This window comes from Turicibacter sp. (assembly GCF_017941855.1).
Lineage (GTDB): Bacteria > Bacillota_I > Bacilli_A > MOL361 > Turicibacteraceae > Turicibacter > Turicibacter sanguinis.
This window is the reverse complement of sequence record NZ_JAGAVR010000089.1, coordinates 1-4,650: the sequence shown is the minus strand read 5'-3', so window position 1 is coordinate 4,650 and position 4,650 is coordinate 1. Positions and strand designations below refer to the sequence as shown.

The 4,650-nt window shown below is 32.1% G+C and carries 6 protein-coding genes and 1 pseudogene; 3 read left to right on the top strand and 4 right to left on the bottom strand.

Features of this window, described 5'->3' with window-relative positions; genetic code table 11:
- Positions 1–18: 18 nt before the first annotated feature.
- Positions 19–882: pseudogene (locus tag J6D32_RS09795) on the top strand (tyrosine-type recombinase/integrase).
- Between the two features lie 157 nt (positions 883–1,039).
- Here the strand turns inward: J6D32_RS09795 and efp are convergent.
- Positions 1,040–1,597 (bottom strand): elongation factor P, encoded by a 558-nt coding sequence (efp, locus tag J6D32_RS09790; protein ID WP_006783846.1) that lies wholly within the window; start codon positions 1,595–1,597, stop codon positions 1,040–1,042.
- A gap of 289 nt (positions 1,598–1,886) precedes the next feature.
- Between efp and J6D32_RS09785 the strand changes: the two genes are divergently transcribed.
- On the top strand, positions 1,887–2,276 hold the full coding sequence (locus J6D32_RS09785; RefSeq protein WP_006783845.1) for a rhodanese-like domain-containing protein: 390 nt from the start codon (positions 1,887–1,889) through the stop codon (positions 2,274–2,276).
- A gap of 83 nt (positions 2,277–2,359) precedes the next feature.
- On the opposite strand, the gene J6D32_RS09780 is transcribed toward J6D32_RS09785, so the two are convergent.
- Complete coding sequence (locus J6D32_RS09780) at positions 2,360–2,812, bottom strand: GatB/YqeY domain-containing protein (protein WP_006783844.1); 453 nt, start codon at positions 2,810–2,812, stop codon at positions 2,360–2,362.
- Positions 2,813–2,831: 19 nt separating this feature from the next.
- Complete coding sequence (rpsU, locus tag J6D32_RS09775; RefSeq protein ID WP_039931013.1) at positions 2,832–3,020, bottom strand: 30S ribosomal protein S21; 189 nt, start codon at positions 3,018–3,020, stop codon at positions 2,832–2,834.
- Between the two features lie 160 nt (positions 3,021–3,180).
- Here rpsU and J6D32_RS09770 point away from each other — a divergent pair, with 160 nt between their 5' ends.
- Positions 3,181–4,494, top strand: a complete 1,314-nt coding sequence (locus tag J6D32_RS09770) for a peptidoglycan bridge formation glycyltransferase FemA/FemB family protein (protein WP_006783842.1) — start codon at positions 3,181–3,183, stop codon at positions 4,492–4,494.
- Positions 4,495–4,539: 45 nt separating this feature from the next.
- Here J6D32_RS09770 and J6D32_RS09765 read toward each other — a convergent pair.
- Positions 4,540–4,650: IS3 family transposase (locus J6D32_RS09765; protein WP_287467520.1), on the bottom strand; the 111-nt coding region annotated here is incomplete at its 5' end.

Below are 4,650 nucleotides of genomic sequence, written 5' to 3'. Positions count from 1 at the left end.
TATTCTTTATCAGAATTCATAGACTATTGGTTTGAAACTGTTGCCGTAACCTATCTTAAATCCGAAACACTTACCCTATATAGTAACGTTAATAAAAATCATACCATAAACGACATAGGAGTTGTAAAAATCAACAAAGTAACCCCTATGATGCTACAGCAATATTTTCTAAAAAAACAAAATCAGTTTAATTGCAATTCTAATGTTGGAACAGTTAAAGCAATCAAAAATATTCTTAATAATGTTTTTAAATTAGCATTAAAACAAAACATTATAAAATATAACCCCATGACACAAGTAGAGTTTAAAAATAAAAAAGAGACGGTAAAAAAAGAATTAAAAGTAATCCCTCCACATGAATTAATAGAAATTGAAAAAGCAATTAAAAATACCCGCTACTTTATTCCTTATATCATTGCCCTTCATTCAGGAGCTAGACGAGGAGAAATGTTAGCACTTACCTGGGAAGATATAGATTTTGAAAATAATAGAATGAGTATTCGTGATTTTATGATGACGAGTCGTTTGGCACAAGAACTCCAAGATCATTATTTAAAATCTAAAAATTTAAAAGATTACTACGAAAATTTATATTTTCAAGAACATAATTTTATTTGTTGCAATGAAGATGGTACACCTATTCATCCAACACGATTTTCAACATTTTTTATTAATCTATTTTAAAAATTAGGATACAGCTATAGTTTCCATGATTTGCGTCATACACATGCTACTATGCTACATGAAGCTGGTGCAAACTTAAAAGTGATTCAAGAACGATTAGGTCATAGTGATATTCGAACTACTATGAATATTTATAGTCATATGACAACTACATTGGAGGAAGATGCGGTTGATAAATTTTATAAAAGATTCAATTAACCTTGCCATCATCAATGAGAATGGATGGCAAATCAAAAATAAATATAAAAAAGCACCTTAATAGCGGCGACTATCAAGATGCTTTAAATATGGTAATATCAATGGTTTTAAGCACTAATGATTACTGATAACCTTGATTAAAAACAATAAAAATTAATTATCCGCGAGATACGTAACGTCCATCATTTGTGTTGATGATTAATTTATCTCCAACTTCAACGAATAAAGGAACTTGTAAAGAGTATCCAGTTGAAACTGTTGCACTCTTAGTTGCATTAGAAGCTGTGTTTCCTTTAACACCTGGCTCACATTCTACAACTTCTAATGTTACTTTTTCAGGAACTTCAACTCCTAAGATTTCACCGTTGTAGCTCATCACTTTAACTTCCATTCCATCAACTAAGAAGTTTTTCTCTTGCTCTAATTGAGCAGCCGTTAATTCAATTTGTTCATATGTTTCATTGTTCATGAAAACATACTCATCTCCCATTGAATATAAGAATTGCATTGTTGATTTTTCAACGTGTGCACGTTTAACTTTTTCACCTGCATTGAATGTATTATCAATAACAGCTCCAGAACGTAAGTTACGTAATTTAGAACGTACGAAAGCTTGTCCTTTACCTGGTTTTACGTGTTGGAATTCGATAATTTGGAATAAGTTTCCTTCATAATCGATAGTCATACCTGTTTTAAAATCGTTACTTGAAATCATAAAAATCCTCCTTGAACACTATACAAACTACTCCTTAGTAGTATGAGAATCATTTCCGTATTTAATTATAACGATTAATGGAGAAATTGTCTATTATAAACAGCTATTTTTCCCTATTCTCGACCTAAAATCAGCTTTTTCACCCTCGCTATTGAACAAAAAAAACACTCTATCTTTCTATTTCTTTTCGTCTTTTCTCGTGATACGACGATACTTCTCTAAAAGGGCTTTATTTTTAATCTGAAATTCTGTAAAATAAAAGGTGTTGCGAATAAAGGAGGTTATGTGGATGAATTGGCCATTAATTATTAGTGCAATTCTTTTAGGATTGATCGTTGGATTATGGATTACTATGCGTCGTGAATCGAAAAAATGTGTGGTAAACTTAACAGAAGCAGAGTTTGTAGAGCAAATGCGTAAGGGACAGTTAATAGACCTTCGTAAGAAAGAAGAATTTGATCAAGGACATATTAACGGTGCTCGTAACATTCCTTTTGCTATTTTAACTCGTAATCCTGGAAAATTACGCAAGGATTTACCTATTTTCTTATATTGTGAAAAAGGAAAAGTAAGCAAACGTGCTGCTTTAGTTCTTTACGGTAAAGGATACGAGAAAATTTACCAACTCGAAGGTGGATTAACAGCTTGGACAGGTCCATTAAAAGCTACAAAAAAATAAAAACAAAAAGATTATTAGAATTAAATCTAATAATCTTTTTTTATTATTTACAAATAATAAAAAAACACACATAATTGTGTGTTTTATTCTTGGCTTAAATAAGCTTTAACCAATTTACTAACTAAAGCACCGTCTGTACGTCCTTTTGTTTTAGGAACAACGGCACCCATTAACTTACCCATGTCAGATGGTTTTTCTGCGTTAATCATTTTAGCTGTTTCAGATATAATTTGTTTAAGCTCTTCCTCAGTAAGTTGCGCCGGTAAATAGGCATTCACGTATGTTAATTCTTGCTCGATTTTTGCTGCTAAATCTTCACGTGCTGCCTCTTTAAATTCTTTTAAAGAATCACGGCGTTGTTTAACTTCACGTGAAAGAACAGTAAGTTCTTGGTCTTCATTTAAATCTGTAACACCTAAATGAATGGCTTCATTTTGAAGTGAAGCTTTTAACATGCGAATAACTGATAAGCGATCTTTTTCTTTCGCTTTCATTGCTTCTTTCATGTCAGCATTTAATTGATCAAGTAATGCCACTGAGATCACCTATTTAAAATTAGTATTTGTTACGTTTGATTGCAGACTTGCGTGCTGCTTCTGATTTTTGTTTACGTTTGATACTCGGTTTAACGTAATATTCACGTTTACGAGCTTCAGTAAGGGTACCTACTTTAGATACTTCTCTCTTAAAACGACGTAATGCATCATCTAATGATTCGTTTTTTCGAACTACAGTTTTAGCCACCACTAACCCTCCTTCCGCTTCGCTACGATTAACAGTAATATTATACAACATCTTTTACGTTCTGTAAATAAAACAAAAAAAAATCATAAAAATGATTTTATGTTATAATAATAACCGATAATAAAAAGGTGGACAAACACTGAACTGAAGGTGGAGTTTTATGAAATTTGTAACCAATATTGATGCTAAAAAATTTAATGACTTTGTGTCAACTCATCCTAAAAATCATTTTCTACAAACCTATGAGTGGGGTGTTTTTAAATCAAAATCACCCGAGTGGTCATTTGAAACTGTGGGACTTGAAAACGATCAAGGAGAACTCGTTGCAGCTGCGTTAGTTCTCATTCGTTTTTTACCTATCATCAAACGTCCATTTTTATATATTCCACGTGGATTTGTGCTTGACTTTAATAATGAACAACAATTAAAAGATTTTACAGAAGGAATGAAAAACTTCGCAAAATCAAAAAAAGCAATTTTCTTTAAAATCGATCCAGACCTAAAATACGTTAATCGCACCATCGATGGTGAAATTGCAGAAGGGGCGTTCCCAAATGAGTCACTAATTCAATCTTTGCTTAACCTCAATTATAAACATTTAGGCTTCACACAAGATTTTGACTCTAGCATTCAACCTCGATATACTTTCCGCTTAGATTTAAAACCAGAAGAAAAAAACTTATTACAAGGCTGTCATACAAAAACACGCTACAATTTAAAAGTAGCACAAAAAAAAGGAATCGAAATTGTAGAAGGATCACGTGAAGATTTAACAAAATTTGAAGAAATTATGCGTATCACAGGAGAACGTGATGGATTCTTAACTCGTCCTCTTTCTTATTTTGAAGAAATGTATGACACACTAGCCCCTCATGGAATGTGCAAACTCTACTTAGCTAAGCTTAATACAGAGCAAGCCTTAAATAATTTAACGGAGGAACTAAATCAAACCACATCAACCATCGAACAATTAAACAATCAACTTCAAAATGCAGAATTAAATGAGAAGAAACGTCAAAAACTAATTAATAAATTAGAACCCGAAAAAAATAAACTTCAAAATATTACCCAACAATTAAAAGAAGTGGAACAATTGTATAAAGAACACCCAACAGGGATTACAATGTCAGGGATTATTACCACTTATTTCGGCAATAAAGCATGGTATTTATATGGAGCCAGTGATAATGTTTATCGTGAATTCATGCCAAACTACTTAATTCAATGGAAAGCTTTAACAGACGCTAAACAAGATGGATATGAAATTTACGACTTCTTTGGAATTAGTGGGAAAACAGATGAATCAGATCCATTATATGGTCTATATCGATTTAAAAAAGGATTTGGTGGAGAATTTACCGAATTTATTGGAGAATTTGATTACGTGATTGATCCCATTGGTTACTTTGCTTGGACCAAACTTTTACCACAATTTAAAAAATTCAAAAAAAGATTGCGCAATAAAAGACATTAAAAAAGGACACCGACATGTAGTGACCCCAAAAAGTTGAACTAAATATTAAGCAGCCAATTGGCTGGTATGAATTCGGTATTGAACTGGACTCATGCCAGCCAATTTTCTTTTGATTCGTTTATGATTATAGTAGTCAATATATTCTTCAATTGCTTC

Excerpts from the sequence above, each read along its gene's own strand:
- efp (WP_006783846.1), bottom strand. The coding sequence starts at position 1,597 with ATGATTTCAAGTAACGATTTTAAAACAGGTATGACTATCGATTATGAA.
- J6D32_RS09770 (WP_006783842.1), top strand. The coding sequence starts at position 3,181 with ATGAAATTTGTAACCAATATTGATGCTAAAAAATTTAATGACTTTGTG.
- J6D32_RS09785 (WP_006783845.1), top strand. The coding sequence starts at position 1,887 with ATGAATTGGCCATTAATTATTAGTGCAATTCTTTTAGGATTGATCGTT.